This is a genomic window from Glycomyces endophyticus, assembly GCF_039531525.1.
Classification (GTDB): domain Bacteria; phylum Actinomycetota; class Actinomycetes; order Mycobacteriales; family Micromonosporaceae; genus Glycomyces; species Glycomyces endophyticus.
The window spans coordinates 25,874-49,354 of the sequence record NZ_BAAAQF010000001.1 but is presented as its reverse complement, the minus strand read 5'-3'; the positions used below and the strand labels follow the sequence as shown (position 1 = coordinate 49,354).

General features: G+C 73.4%; 29 protein-coding genes and 1 pseudogene. 21 read left to right on the top strand and 9 right to left on the bottom strand.

Annotation, left to right across the window (positions count from 1 at the left end; genetic code table 11):
* The first annotated feature begins 55 nt into the window (after positions 1 to 55).
* A complete protein-coding gene (aztA, locus tag ABD419_RS00240; RefSeq protein WP_344480231.1) occupies positions 56 to 715 on the top strand; it encodes a zinc ABC transporter ATP-binding protein AztA in 660 nt (219 codons plus the stop codon).
* A gap of 99 nt (positions 716 to 814) precedes the next feature.
* Here the strand turns inward: aztA and ABD419_RS00235 are convergent, their stop codons facing one another.
* Positions 815 to 2,527 (bottom strand): CBM35 domain-containing protein, encoded by a 1,713-nt coding sequence (locus ABD419_RS00235; protein ID WP_344480228.1) that lies wholly within the window; start codon positions 2,525 to 2,527, stop codon positions 815 to 817.
* Positions 2,528 to 2,730: 203 nt separating this feature from the next.
* Here ABD419_RS00235 and ABD419_RS00230 point away from each other — a divergent pair, with 203 nt between their 5' ends.
* The 6 genes from ABD419_RS00230 (at position 2,731) to ABD419_RS00205 (ending at position 9,507) form a co-directional block, all read left to right on the top strand.
* Positions 2,731 to 3,753: a LacI family DNA-binding transcriptional regulator gene (locus tag ABD419_RS00230; protein ID WP_344480225.1), complete on the top strand. Its 1,023-nt coding sequence runs from the start codon at positions 2,731 to 2,733 to the stop codon at positions 3,751 to 3,753.
* Positions 3,754 to 3,826: 73 nt separating this feature from the next.
* Positions 3,827 to 5,083, top strand: coding sequence for a sugar ABC transporter substrate-binding protein (locus tag ABD419_RS00225; RefSeq protein WP_344480222.1), 1,257 nt, complete (start codon positions 3,827 to 3,829; stop codon positions 5,081 to 5,083).
* A 16-nt stretch (positions 5,084 to 5,099) separates the two neighbouring features.
* Positions 5,100 to 6,071 (top strand): carbohydrate ABC transporter permease, encoded by a 972-nt coding sequence (locus ABD419_RS00220; RefSeq protein ID WP_344480219.1) that lies wholly within the window; start codon positions 5,100 to 5,102, stop codon positions 6,069 to 6,071.
* On the top strand, positions 6,068 to 6,877 hold the full coding sequence (locus ABD419_RS00215; RefSeq protein WP_344480216.1) for a carbohydrate ABC transporter permease: 810 nt from the start codon (positions 6,068 to 6,070) through the stop codon (positions 6,875 to 6,877). The genes ABD419_RS00220 and ABD419_RS00215 overlap by 4 nt, the downstream gene beginning before the upstream one ends.
* Positions 6,878 to 6,957: 80 nt before the next feature.
* A complete protein-coding gene (locus tag ABD419_RS00210) occupies positions 6,958 to 8,793 on the top strand; it encodes a glycoside hydrolase family 127 protein (RefSeq protein ID WP_344480485.1) in 1,836 nt (611 codons plus the stop codon).
* Positions 8,794 to 8,883: 90 nt separating this feature from the next.
* Entirely contained in the window at positions 8,884 to 9,507 is a 624-nt protein-coding gene (locus ABD419_RS00205) for a copper resistance CopC family protein (protein ID WP_344480213.1), read from the top strand.
* A 38-nt stretch (positions 9,508 to 9,545) separates the two neighbouring features.
* Here ABD419_RS00205 and ABD419_RS00200 read toward each other — a convergent pair whose 3' ends face one another.
* Entirely contained in the window at positions 9,546 to 10,748 is a 1,203-nt protein-coding gene (locus ABD419_RS00200) for a Gfo/Idh/MocA family protein (RefSeq protein WP_344480210.1), read from the bottom strand.
* 108 nt (positions 10,749 to 10,856) lie between these two features.
* Between ABD419_RS00200 and ABD419_RS00195 the strand changes: the two genes are divergently transcribed.
* The gene (locus ABD419_RS00195) at positions 10,857 to 11,678 is read left to right on the top strand and encodes a helix-turn-helix domain-containing protein (RefSeq protein WP_344480207.1); all 822 of its coding nucleotides are present in this window, start codon (positions 10,857 to 10,859) and stop codon (positions 11,676 to 11,678) included.
* Between the two features lie 84 nt (positions 11,679 to 11,762).
* A complete protein-coding gene (locus tag ABD419_RS00190; RefSeq protein WP_344480204.1) occupies positions 11,763 to 12,587 on the top strand; it encodes an MBL fold metallo-hydrolase in 825 nt (274 codons plus the stop codon).
* A 19-nt stretch (positions 12,588 to 12,606) separates the two neighbouring features.
* Here the strand turns inward: ABD419_RS00190 and ABD419_RS00185 are convergent, their stop codons facing one another.
* Positions 12,607 to 12,774 carry a hypothetical protein gene (locus tag ABD419_RS00185; protein ID WP_344480202.1) on the bottom strand — a complete coding sequence of 56 codons (168 nt, stop codon included), beginning with the start codon at positions 12,772 to 12,774 and terminating at the stop codon, positions 12,607 to 12,609.
* 19 nt (positions 12,775 to 12,793) lie between these two features.
* Between ABD419_RS00185 and ABD419_RS24925 the strand changes: the two are divergent.
* Positions 12,794 to 12,970, top strand: a pseudogene (locus ABD419_RS24925) (siderophore-interacting protein); the annotation flags it as partial.
* A 32-nt stretch (positions 12,971 to 13,002) separates the two neighbouring features.
* On the opposite strand, the gene ABD419_RS00180 reads toward ABD419_RS24925, so the two are convergent.
* Entirely contained in the window at positions 13,003 to 13,470 is a 468-nt protein-coding gene (locus tag ABD419_RS00180) for an iron chaperone (protein ID WP_344480199.1), read from the bottom strand.
* Positions 13,471 to 13,614: 144 nt separating this feature from the next.
* Here ABD419_RS00180 and rraA point away from each other — a divergent pair, with 144 nt between their 5' ends.
* The 3 genes from rraA to ABD419_RS00165 all read left to right on the top strand — a co-directional run bounded on the left by rraA (position 13,615) and on the right by ABD419_RS00165 (position 15,239).
* On the top strand, positions 13,615 to 14,094 hold the full coding sequence (gene rraA / locus ABD419_RS00175) for a ribonuclease E activity regulator RraA (protein ID WP_344480196.1): 480 nt from the start codon (positions 13,615 to 13,617) through the stop codon (positions 14,092 to 14,094).
* Between the two features lie 57 nt (positions 14,095 to 14,151).
* Positions 14,152 to 14,565: a hypothetical protein gene (locus tag ABD419_RS00170; protein ID WP_344480193.1), complete on the top strand. Its 414-nt coding sequence runs from the start codon at positions 14,152 to 14,154 to the stop codon at positions 14,563 to 14,565.
* 137 nt (positions 14,566 to 14,702) lie between these two features.
* Positions 14,703 to 15,239 carry a hypothetical protein gene (locus tag ABD419_RS00165; RefSeq protein ID WP_344480190.1) on the top strand — a complete coding sequence of 179 codons (537 nt, stop codon included), beginning with the start codon at positions 14,703 to 14,705 and terminating at the stop codon, positions 15,237 to 15,239.
* Between the two features lie 7 nt (positions 15,240 to 15,246).
* On the opposite strand, the gene ABD419_RS00160 is transcribed toward ABD419_RS00165, so the two are convergent.
* The gene (locus ABD419_RS00160; RefSeq protein ID WP_344480187.1) at positions 15,247 to 15,729 is read right to left on the bottom strand and encodes a hypothetical protein; all 483 of its coding nucleotides are present in this window, start codon (positions 15,727 to 15,729) and stop codon (positions 15,247 to 15,249) included.
* Positions 15,730 to 15,808: 79 nt separating this feature from the next.
* On the opposite strand from ABD419_RS00160, the gene ABD419_RS00155 reads away from it, so the two are divergent.
* On the top strand, positions 15,809 to 16,501 hold the full coding sequence (locus ABD419_RS00155; RefSeq protein WP_344480184.1) for a hypothetical protein: 693 nt from the start codon (positions 15,809 to 15,811) through the stop codon (positions 16,499 to 16,501).
* On the opposite strand, the gene ABD419_RS00150 is transcribed toward ABD419_RS00155, so the two are convergent.
* On the bottom strand, positions 16,463 to 17,344 hold the full coding sequence (locus ABD419_RS00150; RefSeq protein WP_344480181.1) for a CPBP family glutamic-type intramembrane protease: 882 nt from the start codon (positions 17,342 to 17,344) through the stop codon (positions 16,463 to 16,465). The genes ABD419_RS00155 and ABD419_RS00150 overlap by 39 nt on opposite strands.
* 342 nt (positions 17,345 to 17,686) lie before the next feature.
* Between ABD419_RS00150 and ABD419_RS00145 the strand changes: the two genes are divergently transcribed.
* The 5 genes from ABD419_RS00145 (at position 17,687) to ABD419_RS00125 (ending at position 20,567) form a co-directional block, all read left to right on the top strand.
* Positions 17,687 to 18,643, top strand: a complete 957-nt coding sequence (locus ABD419_RS00145) for a sensor histidine kinase (RefSeq protein WP_344480179.1) — start codon at positions 17,687 to 17,689, stop codon at positions 18,641 to 18,643.
* Positions 18,640 to 19,284 carry a response regulator gene (locus tag ABD419_RS00140; RefSeq protein ID WP_344480177.1) on the top strand — a complete coding sequence of 215 codons (645 nt, stop codon included), beginning with the start codon at positions 18,640 to 18,642 and terminating at the stop codon, positions 19,282 to 19,284. Before ABD419_RS00145 ends, ABD419_RS00140 begins: the two co-directional genes overlap by 4 nt.
* 82 nt (positions 19,285 to 19,366) lie before the next feature.
* On the top strand, positions 19,367 to 19,897 hold the full coding sequence (locus tag ABD419_RS00135; protein WP_344480174.1) for a TetR/AcrR family transcriptional regulator: 531 nt from the start codon (positions 19,367 to 19,369) through the stop codon (positions 19,895 to 19,897).
* Positions 19,894 to 20,250, top strand: coding sequence for a DMT family transporter (locus tag ABD419_RS00130; protein WP_344480171.1), 357 nt, complete (start codon positions 19,894 to 19,896; stop codon positions 20,248 to 20,250). The genes ABD419_RS00135 and ABD419_RS00130 overlap by 4 nt, the downstream gene beginning before the upstream one ends.
* Positions 20,250 to 20,567: a DMT family transporter gene (locus ABD419_RS00125; RefSeq protein WP_344480168.1), complete on the top strand. Its 318-nt coding sequence runs from the start codon at positions 20,250 to 20,252 to the stop codon at positions 20,565 to 20,567. The genes ABD419_RS00130 and ABD419_RS00125 overlap by 1 nt, the downstream gene beginning before the upstream one ends.
* Before the next feature lie 39 nt (positions 20,568 to 20,606).
* Here the strand turns inward: ABD419_RS00125 and ABD419_RS00120 are convergent, their stop codons facing one another.
* A complete protein-coding gene (locus ABD419_RS00120; RefSeq protein ID WP_344480165.1) occupies positions 20,607 to 20,867 on the bottom strand; it encodes a hypothetical protein in 261 nt (86 codons plus the stop codon).
* Positions 20,864 to 21,676, bottom strand: a complete 813-nt coding sequence (locus tag ABD419_RS00115; protein WP_344480162.1) for a phytanoyl-CoA dioxygenase family protein — start codon at positions 21,674 to 21,676, stop codon at positions 20,864 to 20,866. Before ABD419_RS00115 ends, ABD419_RS00120 begins: the two co-directional genes overlap by 4 nt.
* A 70-nt stretch (positions 21,677 to 21,746) precedes the next feature.
* Between ABD419_RS00115 and ABD419_RS00110 the strand changes: the two genes are divergently transcribed.
* Entirely contained in the window at positions 21,747 to 22,511 is a 765-nt protein-coding gene (locus ABD419_RS00110) for an AraC family transcriptional regulator (RefSeq protein WP_344480160.1), read from the top strand.
* A gap of 22 nt (positions 22,512 to 22,533) precedes the next feature.
* On the opposite strand, the gene ABD419_RS00105 is transcribed toward ABD419_RS00110, so the two are convergent.
* Positions 22,534 to 23,070, bottom strand: coding sequence for a TetR/AcrR family transcriptional regulator (locus tag ABD419_RS00105; protein ID WP_344480158.1), 537 nt, complete (start codon positions 23,068 to 23,070; stop codon positions 22,534 to 22,536).
* Between the two features lie 37 nt (positions 23,071 to 23,107).
* Between ABD419_RS00105 and ABD419_RS00100 the strand changes: the two genes are divergently transcribed.
* The gene (locus ABD419_RS00100) at positions 23,108 to 23,470 is read left to right on the top strand and encodes a DoxX family protein (RefSeq protein ID WP_344480155.1); all 363 of its coding nucleotides are present in this window, start codon (positions 23,108 to 23,110) and stop codon (positions 23,468 to 23,470) included.
* The last annotated feature ends 11 nt before the right edge of the window (positions 23,471 to 23,481 follow it).

The window sequence follows — 23,481 nt, the reverse complement described above, 5'->3', positions numbered from 1 at the left end:
GAACTATAATGAAAATCGTTTTCGATTCCAACATCGGGAGGGAGTGATCCACGACATGTCCGCAGCGATCGAGCTGGACGGGGTCGGCGCGCGCCACGGCGTGGTCGCCGTGCTGCACGAGGTGACCGTTTCGATTCCGCGGCACCGGGTCACGGCGGTGACCGGGGCCAACGGCTCAGGGAAGTCGACGCTTCTCGGCGTTCTCGCCGGCACGCACCCGCCGTCCTCGGGGACGCTGCGCCGCTCGCACTCGGGCCGCCCGGCGTTCGTCGTGCAGCGCAGCGAGGTCGCCGACGCGCTGCCGATCACGGTCCGCCAGACCGTCGCGATGGGCCGGTGGGCGCACCGGGGCGCGTGGCGGCGGCTTACCCGCGAGGACCGGTCCATCGTGGACCGGTGCATGGACCGCCTCGGGGTCGCCGACCTCGCCGCCCGGCGGCTCGGCGCGCTCTCGGGCGGCCAGCGCCAGCGGGTGCTCCTCGCCCAGGGCCTCGCTCAGCAGGCGGACCTGCTGCTCCTGGACGAACCGGCCACCGGCCTCGACGCCGAGTCCCGCGCCCGCATCGCCGCCGTCCTCGCCGAGGAGCGCGACCGCGGGACCACGGTCGTCCACGCCACCCACGACCCCGAGGACGCCGCCGGCGCCGACCACCGCATCGTGTTGACCGACGGCCGCATAGCGACCGGAGGCCGGGCCCGCACCGACTCGCGGTGAGGGCCCGGCCGCCCGGGTCGGTCCGGCGCTCGCCAGCCGTGCCCGCACGCCGGCTCGCGGAGCCGGACCCGCGGCGGGACCGGCTCCGCGCGCCGCGGGTCACGCCAGCGTGATGCTGTCGAGCTCGGCGTACCCGGTGCCGCCCGCGAAGTTCGGCGAGCCCTTGGCCAGGCGGATCACGTTGTACCCGGCCTTCAGGGTCACCGTCACCGTCGTGGTCGAGAACTGGGCCCAGCCGGCCGTCGGCGGGTACGACACCGTCGACCACGCTCCGCCGTTGTAGGCGAGGCCGTGCGTCGAGGTCGCGCCGGTGCCGTTCGCGTACCTGATGGTCATCGTGTAGCTGCGCGCGGTCGGGACGTTGACGGTGAAGTCCACGAACGAGTCCGAGCGCATGTCGGTGTCGTTGTCGATGTTGCCGACGTAGAAGCCGTTCGACGCCGAGGACGACGCGCGCGTCAGCGCGTTCACCACGGTGTTGTTCTCGGCCTCGTAGACCTGCTGCCACGAGGTGGTGGGCCCGCCCGCCGGGGTGACGATCAGCTGGTAGGCGCCCTCGGCGTTCATGCCTGCCACCGGCACCGAGATGGACCCGCCGCTGGTCGTCATCGTGGTGGTGGAGACCAGGGTCGGCGCGGTGACGGCCGTGTTGCGGCCCGAGCCGGGGGTGTACCGCAGCTCGACTTTCACGCTCGACCCCAGCGCCCCGAGGCCGTTGACCCGGACGGTGTTGTCGCCCCAGTCGCCGCCGAAGACCACGTTGACGATCTTGCGGCTGGAGTCGTACGACGACATGCCGTCGAGCCAGCTGTGCGCGGTCGTCTTGACCATGTTGCCGGTCATCGCGCCGTACCAGCGGTAGAGCCAGTACGAGGCCGTCGGCTGGTTCTGGAGCGTGAACAGGCCGTCGAACGTCCCGGCCTCGAACCAGTAGGCGCGGTGGGCCTCGCGGGCGCCGTGGCGCTCGAACGCGGCCATCCAGTGCATGGCGACCGAGGGGATGTCCATCTGGTTGTAGCTGTTGTACTCGTTGATCGCGATCGGCCTGGGGGAGATGCCGAGCGAGGTCTCGATGGCCCGGTAGTCGGCCACGTGGTCGTCGAAGGCGTCCCAGTTCATGTCGTCGAGCTCGTGCCACACGATCACGTCGGGGACGGTGTTCGTGTTCTTGGCGTTGGTCATGAACGACAGCATCCGGTCGTGGTTGTACTGGGCCCAGCTCGGGCCCACGATCGGCGTCACCGGGTCGAGCGAGTCCACCAGCCGGTAGGTCCGGGTCCAGCCGTCGTTGAAGGTGCCCGCCGCGGACGACCAGGTCCAGTCGGGCTCGTTCCACAGCTCCCAGCCGTGGACGTTCGTCATGTCGGTGTCGGCCAGCCGGGCGTTGACCTGGTTGCGGACCTTGGTCTCCCAGTCGGTCCAGCCCTGCCACACGTACGGGAACGACGGGTAGATGTCGGGCATGCGGATGAACTGCTGCGCGCCGGCGCGGGTGATGTTGTCGCCGACGTCGAGCGAGTCGCAGCACGGCTCGGTCGCGCCGTTGCCCAGGTGCGTGGTGCCCGGCGCGGGCTGGGTGAAGCTGGTCGGGTTGAGCGGCAGCAGCATCGCGGTGGTCGGCTGCGAGTCCGAGCCGACGCCGTAGAGCCCGCCCGCGGCGACCTGCGTCGCCGGGCGCACGACCTGGCCGACGTCGACGGTCAGGGTCAGGCCCGCGGCGCTGGCGGGGACCGCGGCCCCCGCCACGGCGGCTCCGACGAGCAGGGCGACCGCGCTGAGGCGCGCGAGCGTCCGTTTCAGGGGGTGGTGCATGTGCTCTCCTCATTGAGTTCGTCGAACCGGTTCGACGGTTGTCTGCGATGCACACGCTAGTTTCGAACTTCGTTCAATGCAAGTCTTTCAATATAAGACCTGTTTTTCCAGCGAATCGAGTCCCAGTCCCCGCTTGCGTCCCGCGAAGTCGAGGGCTATGCTTCGAACCGGTTCGACTGGCCGCAGACACATCAGGAGGCTCCGTGGTCAACATCGGTGACGTCGCCCGCGCCGCGGGCGTGGCGCGCTCCACGGCGTCCTACGCCCTCAGCGGCAAGCGCGCGATCTCCGACGAGGTCCGCCTCCGCGTGCAGCAGGCCGCCGCCGAGCTCGGCTACACCCCCAACGCCGGCGCCCGCGCCCTCGCCACCTCCCGGTCGAACGTCATCGGCCTGCTCGCCCAGTTCCTGCCCGACGAGTTCGCGCCCGCCATGCTCCAGTACATCCAGGGCGTCGCCAACACCGCGCGCGACCTCGGCTACGACATCCTCCTCAGCTCCGACCCCGACGGGCCCGCCGCCCTCAAGCGCCTCACCGACTCCCGCATGGTCGACGGCGTCGTCCTGCTCAACGTCGCCGAGGACGACGAGCGACTCCCGGTCCTGCGCACCGCCCCCCAGCCCGGCGCCCTCGTCGGCCTCCCCGGCGACTGCACCGGCGTCGACGTGTTCGACCTCGACTTCGAGGAGGCCGGCCGCGCCATGGTCGAGCACCTCGTCGACCTCGGCCACCGCGACCTCGTCCTCGTCTCCCAGCCCGCGCACGTCGTCGAACGCGGCGGCGCCTACGTCTGGCGCCTCCAGAACGCCGCCATCGAGGCCGCCGCCCAGCGCGGCGTCCGCCTGCGCCCCGTCCACGGCTCCTCCTCGCAGCCCGACATCGGCCGCGACCTGCACGCGATCCTCGACGCCCACCCCGAGGCGACCGGACTGCTGCTCAACAACGAGGCCGCCGCCGCGGCCCTGCCCACCGTCATGCACGACCGCAGCCTGAGCGCCCCCGGCGACCTCTCCGTCGTCGGCCGCTACTCCGACGAGTTCGCCCGGACCTTCTCGCTGCCCTTCTCCTCGATCGAGAGCGCCCCCGACCGGCTCGGCCGCATGGCCGTCCGCCAGCTCGTGCGCCGCATCGAGCACCAGATCCCCGGCGACGCGCCCCACGTCGTCCGGTTCGTCGCACCGGAACTGGTCGACCGGGGCTCCACGGCCCCGCCCCGCCGGCGGTGAGACCCGCCTTGCAAACCCCCTCGCCTCCCGGCCGGCAAAGCCGCCCGCCGGGTCCTTTCTAGGAGGAACAACCATGAAGGACAACCGATCTCCCCTCATCAGGTCCGCCGGGGCCGCGCTCGCGGCAGCGGCGCTGGCCGCGGCCGCCGCCTGCTCCTCGGGCGGCGGGAGCGGCAGCGGCGGCGACGCCGACACGTACACCTGGTGGGACCCCTACCCCCAGCACGCCGAGGACTCGGCCTGGGCCGAGCGCGTCGCCGCCTGCGGCGACGAGGCCGGCGTGACCATCGAGCGCACCGCCTCCGACACCACCGCGCTCACCAACCAGGCGCTCCTCGCCGCGCAGGAGGGCACCAGCCCCGACGTCATCCTGCTCGACAACCCGGCGGTGTCCACCCTGGCCGACACCGGGATGCTCACCACCGTCGACGAGCTCGGCCTCGACGTGTCCGGCGTGGACGAGAACCTCCTCGCCGCCGGCGTCGTCGACGACCAGGCGTACGGCATCCCGATCGGCGCCAACACCCTCGCGCTGTACTACAACGCCGACCTCCTCACCGCCGCCGGCGTGGACCCCGCGGCCATCACCGACTGGGACTCCCTGACCGCCGCGCTCGCGCAGGTTACCGGTAACGGCGCGAAGGGCATCACCTTCGCCGGCATCGGCACCGAGGAGGGCTCCTTCCAGTTCCTGCCCTGGTTCTGGGGTGCCGGCGCCGACCTCACCGACCTCGACTCGCCCGAAGCCGTCGCCGCCCTCGAACTGTGGACCGGCTGGCTCGACGCGGGCTACGCGCCCGACTCGGTCATCACCAACTCCCAGAACACCACCTGGGAGGAGTTCCTCACCGGCGAGTACGCCTTCGCCGTCAACGGCACCTGGCAGGTCAACAGCGCCGCCGACGCCGGCTTCGCCACCGGCGTCGTCCCGCTCCCGGCCCAGGCCGGCGGCGCCGCCCCCGCCCCCACCGGCGGCGAGTTCATCATTGCCCCCGTCCAGACCGACACCGAGCGGTACGACGTCACCCGGCAGATCGTGGAGTGCATGACCACCCCCGAGGGCTTCGTCGAGACCGCCACGACCTTCGCCTACTACATCCCGCCGACCGCCGAGGGCCAGGACGCGCTCCTCGCCGCGCAGCCCGAACTCCAGCCGTGGGTCGACGCCGTGCGCTCCGCCAAGGGCCGCACCAGCGACAACCTCGGCACCGACTACCCGATGATCTCCGAGGCGCTGTGGACCGCCGTCCAGAACGCCCTCTCCGGATCGGCGACCCCGGCCGACGCCCTCGCCCAGGCGCAGGCCGACGCCGAAGCCGCGATCGGCTGACGAGGAGCACCCGCACATGACCGCGACTTCGGTCCACCGGACCGGGCGCGCGTCCGAGCGCGCGGCGGGCACCGGCCCCGCCGCGCGCCCCCGGGCCCGCCGCCGCCTCGACCCCAGCGCCTGGACCGCCGTCGGCTTCGCCGCCCCGCTCCTGGCCTACCTGCTCGTGTTCTACGCCTACCCGCTGTGGCGCAACGTCGAACTGAGCCTCCACGACTACACTGTGCGCGCGTTCGTGCAGGGGAACCCCGAGTTCGTCGGGCTCGCCAAGTACGCCGAGGTGTTCGGCTCCGACTCCTTCGGCACCGCCGCGCTCAACACCGCCCTGTTCACCGTCGTCTCCATCGTGTTCCAGTACGCGATCGGCCTGGCGCTGGCGGTGTTCTTCCGCGACAACTTCCGGCTCTCGGGCGTGCTCCGCGCGCTGTTCCTCGTGCCCTGGCTGCTGCCGCTCATCGTCTCGTCCTCGACCTGGGCGTGGATGCTCAACAGCGAGAACGGCATCGTGAACTCCGTGATCGAGGCGTTCGGCGGCGAGCAGGTCAACTGGCTCACCTCGCCCGACACCGCGCTCACCGCCGTCGTCATCGCGAACATCTGGCTCGGCATCCCCTTCAACCTGGTCATCCTCTACTCCGGACTCCAGCAGATCCCGGCCGAGACCTACGAGGCCGCCTCGCTCGACGGCGCCGGCGCCCGCGAGCAGTTCTGGCACATCACGCTCCCGCTGCTGCGCCCGGTCTCGGCCATCACGCTGCTGCTCGGATTCATCTACACGCTCAAGGTGGTGGACGTCATCTGGATCATGACGACCGGCGGCCCCGGGGACGCCTCGCTGACGCTCGCGGTGTGGTCCTACCGGGAGGCGTTCGGCACCGGCCAGCCCGACTTCTCGCCAGCGGCCGCGATCGGCAACCTGCTCATCGTGATCGCGCTCGTGTTCGGCTTCCTCCACCTCCGGCTCCAGCGCCCGGAGGTCCGCCGATGACCGCCCGCCCCTGGTGGAAGACCGTGCTCGGCGTCGTGTTCACGGCGGTCATGCTGTTCCCCGTCTACTGGATGGTCAACGTCTCGCTGACCCCCGCCAACGAACTGCGCCAGACCAACTGGTTCCCCGCGCACCCCACGCTCGAAGGGTTCGAGGCGGCGCTCGCCCAGCAGCTCCCGGCCCTCGGCACCAGCCTCGTCGTGGGCGCCGGCTGCGTCCTCCTGACCGTGGTCATCGCCGCGCCCGCCGGCTACGCGCTCGCGATCCTCAACCTGCGCGGCGGCAAGGCGCTCAACTTCCTGCTCCTGGTGGCGCAGATGATCCCGGCCGTGGTGATGGCGATGGGGTTCTACGCGATCTACGTGCGCCTCGGCATGCTCAACACCGTGTGGGGGCTCATCATCGCGGACTCCACCGTGGCCGTCCCCTTCGGCGTGCTCCTGTACACGACGTTCATGGCCGGCATCCCGCGCGAGCTGGTGCAGGCCGCCCGCGTCGACGGCGCCGGGCCCTGGGGCACGTTCACCAAGATCGTGCTGCCGGTGAGCCGGAACTCGACGCTCACGGTGTCGCTCTTCGCGTTCCTGTGGGCCTGGTCGGACTTCATCTTCGCCTCGACGCTCAACCGCTCAGGCGAGTTCGTGCCGATCACCCTCGGGATCTACCAGTACATCGGCAACAACACCACCCAGTGGAACGCGATCATGGCGACCGCCGTGGTCGCCTCCCTCCCCGCGGCGATCCTCCTGGTCGTCGCGCAGCGCTACGTGGCCGCCGGCGTGACCGCCGGGGCCGTGAAGGACTAGATCCCTTGAACCACCACGCCTCCCGCCCGGTCCCCGTCGCACCCGCCCGGGGCCCGCGCCGCGGCATCGCCATCGACGAGATGCGCCTGTCCGAGGGCTTCTGGCACACGCTCCAGTCCGTCAACACCGGCGCGACGCTGGCCCACTGCCTGGAGTGGATGGAGCGGCTCGGCTGGATCGCCAACTTCGACCGCACCGCCGCGGGCGACACGGCCGGGCCGCGCCCGGGCTGGCAGTTCTCCGACTCCGAGATCTACAAACTCGTGGAGGCCCTCGCCTGGGAGCACGGCCGCACCGGCGACGAGTGGGCGGACAAGACGCTCGAAGCGCTCGTCGACCGGATCGCCGCCGCGCAGGACCCGGACGGCTACCTGAACACCTGCTACGGCCATGCGGGGCAGGCGGACCGGTACTCCGACCTGTCCTCGGGACACGAGCTGTACTGCACCGGGCACCTCCTCCAGGCCGCGGTCGCGCGCCACCGGACGGTCGGCGAGGACCGCCTCGTCGCCGTCGCCCGGCGCGCGGCCGACCACGTCTGCGCGGCCTTCGGCCCCGACGGGAACCAGGGGATCTGCGGCCACCCGGAGATCGAGGTCGGCCTCGCCGAGCTCGGCCGGGCCCTGGGCGAGCCCCGCTACCTCGACCAGGCGCGCCGCTTCGTCGAGCGCCGCGGCCACGGCACGCTCGAACCGGTGGTCCTCCTCGACTCCTCGTACTTCCAGGACGACCAGCCGGTCCTCGCGGCCGAGGCGTGGCGCGGCCACGCCGTGCGCGCCCTCTACCTGGCCGCGGGCGCCGCCGACGTCGCCGTCGACACCGGCGACGGCGACCTCCTCGACGCCCTTGCGCGCCAATGGGACCGCACCGTCGAGCGCCGCACGTACCTGACCGGCGGCATGGGCTCGCGCCACCAGGACGAGGGCTTCGGCGAGGACTGGGAGCTCCCGCCGGACCGCGCCTACTGCGAGACCTGCGCGGGCATCGCCTCCAACATGGTCTCCTGGCGCCTGTACCTCGCGACCGGGGACGTGCGCTACGCCGACCTGATGGAGCGGACCTTCTACAACGTCATCGCGGCCTCCCCGAGCGAGGACGGACGGGCGTTCTTCTACGCCAACCCGCTCCACCAGCGCAGCGCCGCGAACGAGGTGCGGCCCGACGCGGTGAACGCGCGCGCCGAGGGCGGCGTGCGCGCCCCCTGGTTCGACGTCTCCTGCTGCCCCACCAACCTCGCCCGGACCCTCGCGAGCTGGCAGTCGTACGCCGCCGCGGTCGAGGACCGGACGGTCTCGCTGCTCCAGTACGCCGCAGGGGAACTCGAGGTCCGGCTCGACTCCGGCGACACGGTGCGCCTGCGCGTGGCGACCGAGTACCCGCGCACCGGGACCGTGCGCGTGGACGTCCTCGACGCCCCCGGCGGCGTCGACCTGCGCCTGCGCGTGCCGCACTGGGCCGCGGGCGCGGTCCTCGACGCGGGCGCCGACGAGCGCGCGGTCGATCCCGGCTGGGCCGCGACCGGCCCGCTCGCGGCCGGCGCCTCGGTGCGCCTCGACCTCCCGGTCGCGCCCCGCTGGACCCGGCCCGACGAGCGCATCGACGCCGTCCGCGGCTGCGCGGCGGTCGAGCGCGGGCCGCTCGTCCTGTGCGCCGAGTCTCACGACCTGCCGCCGGGCCTGCCGATCGAGGAGGTCCGCGCCGACCGCTCCCGGCCGCCGGTCGACACCGGCGACGGCGCGACGGTCCGCGTCACCGCCGTCCGCCCCGCGCCCGCCGCCCCCGGCACGCCGCCCTACCGGCCCGGCCCGGAGTCCGCACCGGACTCCGGGGAGGCCGCCGAGCTGCGGCTCGTCCCGTACCACCGGTGGGCCCGCCGCGGCGGCGCGACCATGCGGGTGTTCCTCCCCGCCGCCTGACGCGACCGCCATTCGCATCGACAAATTGATATTGGTAGATTTATCACGCAGTTGGCCGTCGACTCGGACCGGCACTCAAGGGAGCGACCAATGCGATCGAAGCACCATGCCCGCCAGACGGAGCGGACGCCCCTGCGACGCGCAGGGGCGAGGCTCCTCCTCGTCGTGCTCGCCGCCCTCGCGTCGGCACTGGCGGCGCCCACCCCCGCGCACGCGCAGCCCGAGCTCTGGGCCACCTCGCCCGAGGACGGCGCCGTGCTCGACGCGGCGCCCGGCGAGATCGCCGTGATCTACTCGGACGCCCTCGACGCGACCGGGAGCGCGCTGACCCTCACCGGGCCCGACCAGGCCCCGATCGAGCTCGAGCCGCCCCGCGTCGACGACACCGTCCTCATCCAGCCGATGCGGTACACCGACCTCGGCGCCTACACCGTCACGGTCGACGCCGTCTTCGCCGACGGCCAGACCGTGCAGACGACCTTCAGCTTCAGCGTGGAGGCCGTCGACGCGATGCTCGCCGTCGGCGGCGACCCGATCGACGCCGACGCCGAGGCCGACGCCGGCACCGAGGACGACGCCGCACCGGCGGCCGAGTCCTCCGGCTCGAACCTCGTCCTCGGCGCCGCGGCGCTGGCGGCGGTTCTCGTGATCGCCGGGGGCATCCCCCTGATCAGGCGCCTCGACCGCCGCCGCCGCTCGCACCAGGACGCCTGAGCGGCGCCGTCACGACCGGGCGGCGCGCCACCGGCGCCCTAAGCGGCACGCGGCGCGTCGCCGAAGTCCTCGATGCGGAGCCGCTCGCCGCCGCGCAGCGCGGACTCGTGGGCCACGATGCCCGGCAGCGTGTACCGCGCCGCCTCCCAGGCGTGCACGCTCGGCAGGGTCCGCTCCTCGACGGCGGTCACGAAGTCGTGCACGAGGAGCTGGTGGCTGCCCATGTGCCCGTTGCCGAGTCCCTTGAACTCGACCGGGAGCCCGGACGTGTCGTGCACCGGCGCGTGCCCGGAGAGGAACGAGTCGTGGAGCCGCGGGTCGACCCCGGCCAGCACCGGGTCGTCGGCGCCGGTCGCCTCGCCGGGCCGCACCAGGTCGGTGCAGTCGTGCAGCGGGCCCGACCGGTCGTGCCACAGCGTGGCCTTCGAGTTCTGCTCCAGGATGCCCTCGGTGCCGTAGAACGCGAACCGGGACTCGGGGACGCCGCCCGCGAGGCCGACGCGCCGGAACTCGTTGGTGCGCATGCTGCCGCCGTTCGCCGTCTCGAAGAGCGCGGTGGCGTTCGAGAAGTCGTTGCCGAACATGCTCACCTCCCGGTCGAACACGCCGTCGCCGCGCAGGTCGGGCACGCCGATCGCGCTCACGCTGACGGCGTGCGTGTCCCACGCGCCGAGCACCCCGCCGATGGCGTGGGTCGGGTACTTCATCGGCGGGTAGCTGGCGGTGCGCTTCCAGTCCTCGCCGCCGCTGTACTGGTAGGCGGCGTAGAAGCCGTGGTCCATGTCGTGCACGTAGTCGCCCTCGGCGTAGAAGATCCGGCCGAACGCGCCCTCGGCCGCCTTCTGCCGGGCGAGCACGGTGACGGGGTGGTACCGGCTGGTCTCGCCCATCATGTAGGTCAGGCCGGTCTCCTCGACGGCCTCGATGATCGCGCCGACCTCCTCGACGGTGAACGCCATCGGCACGGCCGAGTACACGTGCTTGCCCGCGCGCAGCGCCCGCACCACGAGCGGCCCGTGGGTCCAGCGCTGCGTGAAGATCGCGACGGCGTCCACGTCGGAGGCCAGCATCGCGTCGAAGTCCTCGACCGTCCCCGCCAGCCCGAGCTCGCGGACGAGCGCCGCCGACCGGTCGGGGAGGAGGTCGGTGGCGGTCACGCGCGAGACCCCGGGGTGGGCGTTGAAGAGTTTCGCGAACGCGCCGGCGAACTGCCCGGCGCCGACGATGCCGATAGCGAACACAGGTGACTCCTTGAAGACGGGGCGGTGGACGCGGCCGGTGCCGGCCGCTGCGGCATCACGGTATACATTCCGATCAGAGAAGTCTTCACTGTTCGGAACGAGTTGTTCTTGGATCCTCAGATCGGGCTCGCCCCGCCGGAGCTGGTCGGCTGGGCCGGGCGGCCGGTGCTCATGGACACCGCCCACCAGCACGACGACCTCGAGATCAACTTCGTCGCCGAGGGCGGCACGATGCTGTACCTCTTCGGCGGCACCCCGGTCGAGATCGGCCCCGGGTCGGTCGCGGCGTTCTGGGCCGCCGTGCCCCACCAGCTCGTGGCGAACTCCGTGACGCGGGCGCACTGGGTCCACGTGCCGTTCGCGACCTTCCTCGGCTGGGGCCTGCCCACCGCCCTCGTCGGCCGCCTGCTGTCGGGGATGCCGCTCATCGCGCCGCCCTCGGCCGCGATGGCGTCCGACCCCGCGAACTTCACCCAGTGGGCCGCCGACCTCTCGAGCGCGCTCCCCGAGCGCCGCCGCATCCTGCTGCTGGAGGTCGAGGCGCGGGTCCGCCGCCTCGCGCTGGACGCCCCGCAGGAGCCGGCGCTCCGGTACTCCGGAGGCGATCCGGCGCTGCGCCACGCGGTCGCGATGGTGCGGCACATCGCCGAGCACTTCCGCGAGCCGCTGACGGTGGCCGACGTCGCCGCCGCCGCCCGGCTCCACCCGAACTACGCGATGACCCACTTCCGGAAGATCGTGCGCACCACCGTGATCGACTACCTCTCCCGGTGCCGCCTCGCCGAGGGGCGGCGCCTGCTCGTCACGACCGACCTGCCGATCGCGGCCGTGGCCGCCGACTCCGGCTTCACCTCGGTCAGCCGGTTCTACGCCGCGTTCACCGCCGAGTGCGGGCTCCCGCCCGCCGCCTACCGCCGCCAGCACCGATGACTGCCCGACCGGCGCGTCGTCTCCACCTGCAGCGGGCGCCGCGCCCGACGTCCCCGGGGCGCGCGACCAGAAGGGAGCCCCGCCGTGCTGCGACCGATCGCCGAAGGCGTGCTGATCCACCGGAGCGAACTGCTCGAGAACAACGCCGTCGTGGTCCGCGGCCCGGGCGGCGACCTCGTCGTCGACCCCGGCCTCACCGAGGCCGAGCTGTCCTGCCTCGCCCGCGACCTGCGCGAGTCGGGCCGGACCGTCGCGGCCGGCTTCGCGACGCACCCCGACTGGGACCACGTCCTGTGGCACCCCGACCTCGGCGACGCGCCCCGGTACGGCACCGCCCGCTGCGCCGAGCGCATGCGCGAGGTGCGGGCGGACGCGGACTGGCGGTCGAGCGTGGCCGAGGGCCTGCCCCCGGAGATCGCCGAGGAGACCCCGCTGGACCTGTTCGGCCTCCTCACCGGCCTGCCCGAGGGCGCGGTGCGGCTCCCGTGGGACGGCCCGGAGGTCCGGATCGTCGAGCACCCCGCGCACGCGCCGGGCCATGCGGCGCTGCTGGTCCCGGAGCGCGGGGTGCTCATCGCGGGCGACATGCTCTCCGACGTCCTGGTCCCCAACCTCGACGAGCTCGGCGACGACAACGACCCGGTGGGGGAGTACCTCACCGGCCTGGAGCTGCTCGAGGCGGCCGCGGCCGGCGTCGACGTGCTCGTCCCCGGCCACGGGTCCGTCGCCGACGCGGCCGGGATCCGCGCCAGGATCGAGGCGGACCGGGCGTACGTGCTCGCCCTGCGCGAAGGCCGCGTCCCCGCCGACCTCCGCGTCGGCGACACGGCCGCGCCCGGCTGGGAGTGGACGACCGACATCGGCGCCGAGCAGGTCCGGCGCCTGGCCGAACGCAGCGAACGGAGCTGACGCTCGAACGAGACCTGGATCACCATTGCCTCGTCGCCACACAGAAGTTCGGGTCTCCACCGCGGCGCTCCACCGGCACGTCGAGGGCCGGTGGGAGCTCGAACGCCTCGTGGGGGGAGAGAGCCTCCTCGCCGACCTGGAGCAGCGCGACGACCCCACCGAGGACGCCGTCCCGCACCTGGTCCACTTCGGACTCCAGTTGCGGCGACGCGGAGGCCGCGCCAACCGCCCGGCCGCGGTTCTGGTTCCCCGACCCGGACGGCAAGGACGTCGAGCACCAGCGGGCGTACACGATCACCGAGGCCGACACGGACGCGGGCACGTTCGCCGTCGACGTCGTCCTGCACGAGCCGGCCGGACCGGCTGGCGCATCGGCGCCGACGCGTGAGCGGCCCGCCGGGCCGCGGGGCGCGGGTCAGCCCGCGGCGCGCTTCACCAGCTCGGCGATCCGCTGCTCGACCGCGGGGGTCATCGACGTCAGCGCGAACGCGGTCGGCCACATGTCGCCGTCGTCGAGCGCGGCGGTGTCGTTGAAGCCCAGGGTCGCGTAGCGGGCCTTGAACTTCTGCGCGCTCTGGAAGAAGCACACGACCTTGCCGTCCCGGGCGTACGCGGGCATCCCGTACCAGGTCTTCGGGGTTAGGTCCGGCGCGTTGGCGGCGACGATCGCGTGGAGGCGCTCGGCCAGCGCGCGGTCGTCGCCCTCCATCTCGGCGATCTTCGCCAGGAGGTCGCCCTCCCCGTCGGCCTTGGTGGCGCGCTTGCCGCGCCGCCGCTCCGTCTTCAGCTCCTCGGCGTGCTCCTTCATCGCCGAGCGCTCGTCGTCGCTGAACCCGCCGCCGGTCTCGGCGGTGGTCTGCTTAGAGGTCTGCTTCGCGGTCATCACGGGCTCCTTCGGTCTCGTTCCCTGACCTCTCCGATGCTAGTTTTCCCTGCTGGGCCGCGCTTCTCGATTCGTGATCGATGACGGGCGGGCGCACGCGGAGCCCGTACGGCATGATGTCGGAGACGACCCGAGGAGCCTGAGATGACCGACTTCGCCACCGCGGACCTCTACGACGAGCACGAGGAGCGCCTCGGCTCCTGCGACCTCCAGTTCCGCCGCTTCGGCGCCCGGCCGAAGTTCTCCGGACGGATCGCCACCGTCCGCTGCTTCGAGGACAACGCCCTCCTCAAGACCGTCTTCGGCGAGCCCGGCGAGGGCCGCGTCCTCGTCGTCGACGGCGGCGGCTCCCTCCACTGCGCCCTCATGGGCGACGTCATCGCCGCCATCGCCGCCGCCAACCGCTGGGAGGGCGTGGTCGTCAACGGCGCCGTCCGCGACGCCGACGCCCTCGCGGGCATCGACCTCGGCGTCAAGGCCCTCGGCACCAATCCCCGCAAGAGCACCAAGACCGGCGCCGGTGACCGCGACGTGCCCGTCGCCTTCGGCGAGTGCACCTTCACCCCCGGCGCCCTGCTTTACAGCGACGCCGACGGCACCGTCGTCCTGCCCGCCGCCGGCTGACCATCACTCCGAAGTGGACCGCACGCGCGGTGGCGGCGGACCGCTATCGTCGCCACCATGCGCACCCTGCCGACCGCCCTCGCCCTCGCCGCTGCGACGGCCCTCGCCGGATGCTCGACCGCCGACGAGACCGTCGCGCTCGACGCCGGGGAGGCCGCCGTCGCCGTCGGCGACACCCTCCGCGTCGACATCGGCCTGGTCAGGGACTCCGTGGGGGACAACTGGTACCTCGTGGGCGGCACCGAGTCCGGAGTGCTCGCCGACGCCGGAAAGTCCACTGAGGACGACGCCGGCTGCGACGGCACCGGCTGCGGCGAGTTCCTCTCCTGGGACTTCGAGGCGCTCGCCGCGGGCGAGGCGGTGCTGCGGTTCCAGTACTGCTTCCGCACGCCCCTCGACGCGTGCGAAGGCGACGCGGACGGCGGCCCGCCGCCGGAGCCGGTCGAGATCGCCGTCACGGTCGCGGACTGAAGCCCGCCGGAGCGGGCACCCGGATCGGGCATCCGGATCGGGTCCCCCGATCGGGTGGCGCGCGGGTGTAGGGCGGGGTCGATCGGGTACTCGGGCATAACCGACAATCAAGTATCCGACGCCGAGGAAGGTGCAAAATGGTCGATAGGAATCATCATGCCCAGCCCGAACGCAACGGCTTCGCTCTTGAACGCGGCTTCCCGCTGTACGACCCGCCCGACGCCACCGGCCTGGGCATCGCCATGCTCGCGGTCCAGATCGCGGCCCGCGCCTGCGCGATCCACGACGAGGGCGCCACGATCACGCAGGTCGTCTCGCATCCCGAGCACCGGCCCGGGATCGGCTACATCGGGGAGAGCGACTACGACCCGGACGTCCACGGCCGCAGCGCACTGCGCGACCCGGTCATGATCGCCGCGGTCCGCGAGTACTCCGGCGAGCTCACCCGCTCGTGGATCGACGCGCCCCTGATGCTCGACGAGCTCGCCGAAGGCGACCTCGAACCCGAGCACCCGGAGGCGGTCGCGTACGTGCGGGCCCAGTGGCCGCGGATCGCCGGCCTCGCCCAGCTGCTGCTCGGCCACGGCGGCGTCCTCCACGACCCGCAGATCATGCCGCCGCTGCCGGACACCGACGAACCGCCGCCGCCGCCTCCGCGGCAGCGCCTCGGGTGACCATCGGTCACTCGTCGCGCGTGTACGTCGAGTCGTAGCCGTCGGAGGTCCACGCCAGCGTGTCGCCGTCGACGGTCACCTCGGCCGTGAAGTCGAGGTCCTCGCCGCCCGTGTCGTCCTCCGAGTCCGGCGTGAACTCGATCGTGAACGTCGAGCCGGAGGACGGCACGGCGGTGCCCTCCCAGTAGTCCACGATCGTGCCCTCGGTCGTGTACTTCGCGTATCCCGACTCGTCGACCGTCAGGGTCGACGCCTCGGGCGGCTCGGCGTCCAGGCTCCACACGCCCGCCAGGTCGCCCACGCCCTCGGCGGCGGAGCCCCCGTCGTCGGGCGCGGTCGTCCCGGCCTCCGAGGGGCTCGCCATCGCCGAGGTCGACGCCTCCCCGCCCTCGGTCGCCTCGGGCGGGTCCTCGCCGGAGCAGGCGGTCAGCGCGACGGCGATCCCCGCGGCCGCGGCAATCGTCCGGACAGTGGTTCGGAGTGTATTCATGCCCGGATTGTACTGATGCGCGGCAACCATTCCGACACCTGCGCGAACACCGGTGGCGGACCCGGGGTTGAATGCGGTCATGCGCCTCCACTCCTTCCACCTCGCCCGCGTGCCGCTGCACACCGCGGTCCGCGCGCTGCTGCGCCCGCCCGCGGCGCCGGGGCTGCGCCGCATGGAGGTCCTGGCCGGGATGGAACTGGGCGCACCCGTGTTGTCCCCCAAGCGGATGCGGATCAGGCACCTCGCCGTGTTCGCCGAATGGGACGACGAGGCGGCGCTCGACGCGTTCCTCGCCGAACGCCCCCTCGGCCGGCGGCTCGCGGCCGGATGGCATGTGCGCCTGGAGTTCCGCCGCCGCTGGGGCGCCGTCCGCGAACTGGCCCACCTCCCTGAGGAAGCGGGCCGCACCGACCCGGCCGAACCCGTGGTCGCCGTGACCCTCGCCCGGATGCGCCTCCCCGAGCTGGCGCGGTTCATCCGCTGGGGCCGGCCCGTCGAACGCCAGGTCCGCGACCACCCCGAGACGACGCTCGCGCTCGCGGCCATGCGGCCCCTCCGGACCGTCTCCACGTTCTCCGTCTGGACCAGCGCCCGCGCGATGACCGGCATGGTCTTCGGCCGCGACGGCGGCGGCGCGGGCCGCCGCCACCGCGACGCGATGGCCGAACGGGACCGCCGGGACTTCCACCGCGAGTTCACCACCCTGCGGTTCCGGCCCCTGTCCGAGCACGGCTCATGGGAGGGCCGGTCGGACCACATCCCGTTCCGCTGAACCCGTCCAGCCCAGCCGGCCCCGCGTGGCCACCAGCAGGACCACCGCCAGGACCGAGAACCCCGCCAGCTGCACCGCCTCGTACCGCAGGCTGTCGTCCACCCCGGGGAACAGCACCGGCAGCAGCGACACGTTGAGGAACGTGTGCGCCACGACCGCGATCGGCCCGCTGCCGCCCGTCCGGTTGTACATCCACGTGAACAGGAACGCGATCGCGATCGTGAACCCGAGGAACACCAGGTACGGGACCACCGCGCCCGCGAGGCCGCCCCCGGCGTGGTTGTACCCGTCGATCAGGAACAGCGGCAGGTGCCACAGCCCCCACATCACCCCGAGCACGACCGTGCCGAGCACCGGGCCGAACCGCTCCTGCAGCCGCGGCGTCGCGAAGTTCCGCCACCCCGGCTCCTCGCCGAGCGGCCCGCCGACGACCAGCACCAGCGCGAACACCAGCACCCAGCCGCCCACGGCCCCGGCGTCGGGCCCGAACGCCGCCGCCGCACCGGGCAGCGGCAGCACGCACAGCATCAGGAACGCCGGCAGGCCGAGCGCCGCCAGCGCCCACCAGCGCGCCCCGACCCGCCAGTGCAGCAGGTCGCGCACCAGCGCCCGGACGCCCGCCCGGCCCTCGGCCGCCGCCGTGATCACGAACGCCGCCAGGAACGGACCGACGAACGGCGCGGCGAACATCCACGGCACCAGCGGCAGCCGCAGCACCAGGATGAGGACGAGCTCGTACGCGAACGACGGCGCGAACGACAGGACGGTGAAGCTCGCCAGCGGCCGCTCGCCGATCAGGCGGACGAGCGCGCCGCGGCGCGGCGGGGACAGGGTCTGGACCATGGAGGCCTCCTCGTGTGACGACGGGCCTCCAGCCTCGGTCCTGAAGGGCCCCGGCGTGAATCGGTCCGCGGAGGGATCGCCGGACGCCGAAGATCCGTCTTTCGGCAGAGGCCGCGCCATGTCGCCGCTGGGTACGGTTCCGGGCATGGTCAGCAAGCCCCACCTGTCCGGCGCGCTCGGCGCGGCNCGCCCGCCGCCGTCCTCGGCGGCCCCGCCGCCCTCGCGTCCGCCCCCTGGACCGCGGTCCTGCCCGCGGTCGCGGCGACGGCCGCGCTCACCCTCCCCGGTGCGCGCGCACGCCGGTGCCGCCGCACCGGTGTCGCCGCGGCCGCGGCCGCCGCCGTGGCGCTGCTGTGCACGCTCCTCCACCGCGACCCGGTGTCCGGGCTCGCCGGGTTCTGGCTCCTCCTCGAACTCGCCGCTCTCGCGGGCCTCGCCGCGACCGCCGCGCGGCACGCGCCCGTCCGCGGCGCGGTCGCCGCCGCAGCCCTGGCCGTGGCCGCGCTCGCCGTGCAGCCGCTGCGGATGCTGACCGGCGCCGCCGCGACCGGGACCGAGTACGCGTTCTTCCTGGGCTGCTGGACGATCGCCGCGCTCGCGGCCGTCGACGTCGGCGCCGCGCGGCGGCTCGCCGTCCGCCGCCGCACGCGGGCCCTGGACGACGTGCGGCGGCTCGAGCGGCTCGCGCTCGCGGGGGACCTGCACGACCTGGTCGCGCACGACGTGACCGGCATCGTGCTCGACGCGCAGGCCACCCGCGCCGAAGGCGACCCGGCGCAGGCGCCCGAGGCTCTGGACCGCATCGAGCGCGCCGGGCTCGAGGCGCTGGCGGCCATGGACCGGACGGTGGCCGTGCTCAGGGGCGACGGCGCGCCCGGCGCCCGCACCTACGGACTCGCCGACGTCCCGGACCTGGTCGACCGGTTCGCCTCGGCCGCACGGACTCCGGTCCGCCTCGTCCTCGACGACGGCGTCGCGGCGCGGGTGCCGCGCGAAGCCGCCGACGCGGTCCACCGCCTGGTCGCCGAGGCCCTGACGAACGTGCGCCGGCACGCCCCGCGCACCGGATCGGTCGAGGTCGCCCTCACCGACGCCGGCGGGGCCCTGCGCATCCGCATCGCCGACACCGGCGGCCGCGAGTCCCGGACCCGCCTCCCGCGCCCGCGGGGCCACGGCGGCACGGGCCTGGTCACGCTGACCGCCCGCTTCGAGGCGCTCGGCGGCGACCTGCGCGCCGGCCCCGCCGGCTCCGGCTGGGCCGTCGAGGCGACGCTGCCGCTCGCCGGGGAGGCCCGGTGACGATCCGGGTCCTCATCGCCGACGACCAGGACGGCGTCCGCCGCGGCCTGCGCCGCCTCATCGACCTCCAGCCCGACATGCGCGTCGTCGCCGAGGCCGCCGACGGCGTCCAGGCCGTGGCCCTCGCCCGGCAGGTCCGCCCCGACGTGGCCCTGGTCGACATCCGGATGCCCCGCCTCGACGGCCTCGACGTGACGCGGCTCCTCGCCGCCGACACGTCGGCCGACGCGGTCCGCGTGGTCGTGGTGACCACCTTCGACCACGACGAGTACGTCCACGCGGCCCTCACCGCCGGCGCGTGCGGGTTCATCCTCAAGCGCTCGGGCCCGGCGCTCCTCGCCGAGGCCGTGCGGGCCGCCGTCGCCGGGGAGTCGCTCATCAGCCCCGCCGTGACGGTCCGACTGCTCAAGCACCTCGCCCCGCAGCCGGGGACCGCGCCGCCGAACCCGCTCACGCCGCGCGAGACCGAGCTCGCGCGGCTGGTCGCCGAGGGGCGCTCCAACGCCGACATCGCCGCCGAGCTGTTCATCTCGGTCGGCACCGTCAAGACCCACGTGGCGAGCATGCAGGCCAAGCTCGGCACCGCGAACCGCGTCGGCATCGCCGCCTGGTGCTGGCGCACCGGCATCGCGAACCCTTGAGTCCCAACACTTCCGGCCGCATCGATGCCGCAGGTCACATTCGCTTGCGTCCACCAACCTTCCGGAAGGTAAAGTAGCGGGCATGAGTTCGAGAACGCAGATCCTCGACGGCGCGATCGCGATGCTCCGGGCGGGCGAGTCCCTGTCGCTGGAGTCCGCGGCGAAGCACGCGGGACTGACCAAGCCGGGGCTGATGTACCACTTCCCGACCAAGGAGGCGCTGATGCTCGCCCTGGTCGACCGCGTGGTCGACGACTGGGAGGGCGAGGTCGCCGGGCTGCTCGACGGCCCCGTCGAGACAGCCGCCCCCGCGGCCAGGATCGGCGCCTACCTCGAGTGGGCCCTCCGGGGCGAGGCCGACCTGAGCGACCTCGTGATGTTCGCCGACCCGCGCCTGTGCGAGCGGCTGACCGCGCGCTGGGTCGAGCGGATGCGCCCCTGGCTGACTGTGCCCGAGGACCTCGGGCCCGCCGAGCGGGCGCGGCTGACCGCGGTGCGGCTCATCGCGGACGGCCTCTGGTTCGCCGACGCCATGGACAACCTGCCGCCGGACGCGCAGGAGCGCGCGGCGCTGCGCGACCTGGCCCGGTCGATGACGGGGGCGTCCCGATGAGCGCGCGTCCCTGGCTGCTGCTGGCCGGCGCGATCGTCAGCGAGGTCACCGCCTCGCTCTCGCTCAAGGCCGCGATCGACCGGCCCCTGCTCTACGTCGTCGTGGTCGCCGGGTTCGTCTCGGCGTTCGCGTTCCTCGGCGCGGTCCTCAAGGCGGGCATGCCCCTCGGAGTGGCGTACGGGGTGTGGGGCGCGATGGGCGTCGTCCTCACCGCGGTGTTCGGGGCCGTCCTGTACGGCGAGCCGCTCACCGGGGTCATGGGCGCCGGGATCGCCCTCATCATCGCCGGGGTCGTCACGATCGAGCTCGGCGCGGAGCGGGCCGCGGCCCGCCGGACGGAAGGGGCCGCGTGATGGCCTGGGCGTTCCTGGTGGCGGCGATCCTCTCCGAGGTCGCGGCGAGCCTGTCCCTCAAGGCGGCCGCCGACGGCCGCAAGCGCTGGTACGCCGTGGTGGTCGCCGGCTACGGCCTCGCCTTCACCGGCCTGACGCTCGCACTCGACCGGGGCCTCGGCATCGGTGTGGCGTACGGGATCTGGGTGGCCGCGGGCGTGGCCCTGACGGCCGTCGCGAGCCGCTTCCTGTTCGGCGAGCCGCTCACGAAGCTCATGGGGCTCGGCATCGCCCTCGTCGGCGCCGGCGTCCTCCTGGTCGAGATCGGCGGGCACTGACCGGAGCGGCGGGCGGCCTCCGGGCCGCCCGCCGCACGGCTACTCCAGCTTCTCGAAGAAGAACTCGTGCTTCATGAACGAGGTGTCGTACTCGTGGCCCGGGTACGGCGGGATGAGCTGGGAGGCCTGGAACAGCCGCCAGCCGTCGCGCAGGGCCTCGACGCCGGTGTCGTACGGCGGGAGGTCGCTGTCGCCCGTGGTCGGGTCGGTCTTCCCGGTGCCGTCGTAGAACGCCCAGGCCAGCACCTCCGAGTCGAGCGCGGACGTGTTCAGGTAGAGGACGAGCACCTGCTGCTTCATGCGGCCCTCCCGGGGCGGTTGGCGACGCGGGTCGCCCAGTAGTCGATGTCGAACGAGGCGTCGCCGGTCATGGCGCGCCACAGGCGGATGCGGTTGTAGACCTCCAGGCGGCCGGTGGCGTGCTCGCACCAGGGGAAGAAGCGGGAGAGCTCCTGCGGGACGCGGGGGTCGTCCAGGTCCGCGGTGTCCCACAGCCGCACCTGCGGCACCGTGGGGTTGAAGCGGATCTTGAACATGTAGCGCCGCACGTCGGAGTCGTTGCGCCGCCCGCCGTGCCAGATCCCGTGGTGGAGCAGGACCACCGTCCCGGGCGGGCAGGTGAGCCGGGTCTGGCCGCGCAGGTTCTGGTAGCGGCCGGTGTCGGACTCGTTGGTGCGGCGCAGGTGCGAGCCGGGGACGGACAGGGTGCCGCCCATCGTCCCGGTGACCTCCTGCGGGTAGTACATGAGCTGGACGTCGAAGGCGTCCATGCGGGTGTCGATGATCGCGTCGCCGTGGAGCGGCTGCGCGGACCCCTCGTGCGGCTCGCGGACGTGGACGGCGTGGTGGTCGACCGTGGGGTCGGGCCCGACGAGGCTGCGGAGCGCGCCCGCGACCTCGGGCACGTCCAGGAGGCGCCGCGCGAACGAGCCCTCCTCGAACGCCCGCTTCACCGGCGTGCCGTAGGGGACCTCGGGGACGCCGGCGTCGAAGACCCCGATCGCCTGCGCGTTGAGCTCGTCGGGGACGACGGCGTCCATGCGGTGGAAGCCGTGCGCGACGAACCGCGCGACCTCCACCGATGTCAGGAGCGGTGCTGTGGTTGCCATGCGACGAGCCTATGGAGTACGTTGCCCGTTGTAATGGGTCGTAATCACCGACTAGTGGTTGGTTCTCACTATGCAGTTCGCCGAGGTGCCGCTCGGGGCGCCGCCCGAGGTCGTCAACGCCGGGGTCGGGGTCCACGGGCTCACGGCCGCCGAGGAGCGGTTCCGCCTGCCCGACCTGTGGCAGCTGCACCTGTACGCCTACGAAGGCGAGCTCGACGTCGGCGGCACCGTCCATCCGATCCGGCCCGGGCACGTCAGCCTGGTCCCGGCCGGCACCGAGATCCGCTTCCGCTACCGCGGCCGCTCCGAGCACCTGTACCTCCATGCGCGCCTTGCCGACCGGGGCGGCGCGCACCGGGTGCCGGTGATGCAGGACGCCGGGGCCGAGGTCCCGGTCCTCGACGCCATGCTCCGCAAGGCGGTCACCGCGACCGACCCGGTCCGGGCGGCCGCCGAGGCCTGGGCGGTCCTGTGGCGCCTGACCGAGCTGCGCCCGCGCGCTGCGGGGGAGGGGCCCCACCCGGCGGTCGCCGCCGCGCTGGCCCGGATCGAGGAGCGCCTGCCGGGGCCGATCGCGGTCCCCGACATCGCCGCGGCGGTCGGCCTGTCCCACAACCACCTGACCCGCCTGTTCCGCGCCGGGACCGGGTCCACCGTGGTCGCGCACGTCAGGCGCCGCCGCCTCCAGCGGGCCGAGCACCTCTTGAGAGAGTCCACATTGTCCATCCCGGCGATCGCCGCCTCGGTCGGCATCCCCGACCTCCAGGCGTTCAACAAGGCCTGCCGCCGGGAGTTCGGCCGCTCGCCGCGGGCCGTGCGGCGGGGCGAGCCCTAGCGGCGACCCCCGCCGTGTGCCGCTACGCGGGCGCGATCTCGGCGAGGAGCGCGAACACGGCGCGGATCTCGGCCCGGGACGGGCGGGGGTGCACCGCGCTGATGCCGGCGACCAGGAGATGCGGCAGGAGCGCGGCGGTCCGCGACTGCTCGCCCTCGCCGATGCGCTCGGCCCACAACCGCTCCAGGAGCGCGAGCCGCGCGGCGTCGAGGCGCTCCTGGGCGGCGCGGGCCGCCGGGTCGCTCGCGCTCCAGGCGCGGACCGCGCGTTCGCGATCGGTGTCGAGGACGTCCAGGACGCGGTCGGCGAGCACCGCGAGGGCCACCTCCGGGGGCCCGTCCGCCGCGGCCGCCGCCGTCGCGGCGAGCGCGGCGGCCTGCTCGCGCTCGTGCCGCTCCAGCAGCGCCGCGCGGTAGTCGTCCGCGCCCGCGAAGTGGTGGTGGAACGAGCCCTTGGTGAGGTCCAGCCGGGCGGCGATCCGGTCGATGCGCAGTCCGGCCGCGCCCTCCTCGGCGAGCACGGTGAGGCCTTCGTCGATCCAGCGGTCGCGAGTCGTCATCGCCCCACCATACCATACGGTATGGTACGGTGAAGTCATGAACGCCTTCCCCGACCCCCTCTGGCCGGTGCTCCTGCTGGCCTTCGTCTCCTTCGGCGACGGCCTGCTGTGCCTGCGCCCGGTCCCCTTCGTGGCCGCGTGCTTCGAAGACGTCGGCTTCCCGCGCCGCTGGTGGTGGGCGGCCGCGCCGGTCAAGTTCGCCGCGGCCGCCGGGCTCGTCGCCGGCGTCTGGGTGCCGTACCTCGGCGCGCTGACCTCGGCCGCGGTGGTCCTCTACTTCGTCGCCGCGATCGCGATGCACGTGCGGGCGCGCGACTTCGGCCGGAACCTGTTCCTCAACGCCACCGGGATGCTCCTGCTCAGCGTCTTCACGCTCGTCTACTGCTTCCTCTCGCGCTGACCTGCCCGGAG